Here is a 1,609-nt window from a genome sequence, read left to right on the forward strand (position 1 = left end):
ACTAGTGGTCACGCCCGTTAGTTCGTCGGGGTTACGCCGCCAGTGGCGGGGGTGTGCGGTGGTCGTGATGGCCGAGTCGGGTCAGTAGCCGGTTGAGGTCGTCGCGGGTGAAGGTCCAGTCGAAGGGCTGTGCTGTGCGGTTGTATCGGTCCTGGAAGGACAGAAGTCGTTCGCTTATGTCGTCGAGGTCGCGGAAGTCGTCGGGTGTGAGTGCTTTGCGTTGCACGACGGAGAAGTAGATCTCTACCTGGTTGAGCCAGGAGGCGTGCACGGGTAAATGCACCATGTGGGCGTTGGGCCAGGCCTTGGACATGCGGTCCGCGGCGGCCCAGTTCTTATGGGAGGCGCCCTGGTCCACCACCCAGAACACCCGCCGGGCCGAGGCATAGGGCTCGGTGGTCATGACCTGCTCGACGAGCCGGGAGAACGGGACGATACCGGTGGTGGGCTCGCAGCGCCCGAACACCCGAGCGTGGTGCACGTCGTAGGCAGCGAAATAGGCCAGGGTTCCCCGCCGGGCGTATTCATGCTCGACCCGCATCGCCCTGCCTGGCCCGGCCGGCAGGCTGGGATGGATACGAGGACGCGCCTGGATGCCCGGTTTCTCGTCCGCGCTGATCACGAAGTCGTTGTCGTCCAAGGGCTCCCCGTCCCACAGCCGGTCGTACAGGTCGAGCACTCTGGTGGCCTTGTCCGCGAAATACGGGTCACGCGGGAAGATCCACGACCGGTGCTGCCACGGCTTGATCGCGTCCGTGGCCAGCCAGCGACGCACCGTGGACGCCGACACCCGCTCGCACACGCCGCGGCCCACGGCCTCACGGGCCAACTCCGGGCAGCTCCACCGAGCCAGCGCGGCACCGGCCTGGGCGGGCGGCTCACAGGCCAGCGCCTTGACCCCGGCCACCACCGCGGCGGGAAAGACTCGTGGCCGCCCGCTGCGGGGCCGGTCGGCCAGACCCGGCAGGCCGTCGCGGCAGAACCGCTTGCGCCACTTGCGGACGGTATCGTCGGTGGTGGCCAGCCGGCGCGCGATCACCGCGTTGCGATCACCCGCGGCGGCGGCCAGCACGATCCGCGCCCGCAGCACCTGACGATGCTCGGCACAACCCCGCCGCGCGAGGGCTTCCAGTGCCCGCCGGTCGGCCTCGCCAAGAATGACCACATACGGGCTGCATGGCCCCACACGACACCCCACGAAGATCAACTATGTGGGTGTGACGGTATCGGGCACCATGAACCACATGGCCGTTCCGCCCGACTCGACCAAGACCTCCCTGCGGCAACGCCTGCTGGCACGAGCGAGGGAACGCTGGCCCCAACTAAGCGATGTCACCGTCCGCCACCACGGCGCGTTCGCCTACGTCACCGGCCACCTTCCCGACGGCACGACCATGCCGCTGTTCCGGCTGCGCTACAACGGATCCGCCACCACCTGGGGCTTCGCCATCTACCGCGCCAGCCACGACGACTACGAGAACTCCTACCTGCCCAGCGGCCACCCCTCAGGCACCCCGCAGGAAGCACTCGACTGCGCCTGCGGGCTCTACCTCAACGACTACACCGCGTGGCTGCAACCCCCGACGAACTAACGGGCGTGACCACTAGT

Annotated in this window: 2 protein-coding genes; one reads left to right on the forward strand and one right to left on the reverse strand. The window is 68.2% G+C overall.

The features are described from left to right. Positions 1-31: 31 nt before the first annotated feature. Positions 32-1,165: an IS630 family transposase gene (locus ABZ345_RS47405; RefSeq protein WP_359862354.1), complete on the reverse strand. Its 1,134-nt coding sequence runs from the start codon at positions 1,163-1,165 to the stop codon at positions 32-34. 79 nt (positions 1,166-1,244) lie between these two features. Here ABZ345_RS47405 and ABZ345_RS47410 point away from each other — a divergent pair, with 79 nt between their 5' ends. After that, positions 1,245-1,592: a hypothetical protein gene (locus tag ABZ345_RS47410; RefSeq protein WP_359862356.1), complete on the forward strand. Its 348-nt coding sequence runs from the start codon at positions 1,245-1,247 to the stop codon at positions 1,590-1,592. The last annotated feature ends 17 nt before the right edge of the window (positions 1,593-1,609 follow it).

The sequence above is a fragment of the Lentzea sp. NPDC005914 genome (assembly GCF_040629405.1).
In the GTDB taxonomy this organism is placed as follows: Bacteria; Actinomycetota; Actinomycetes; order Mycobacteriales; family Pseudonocardiaceae; genus Lentzea.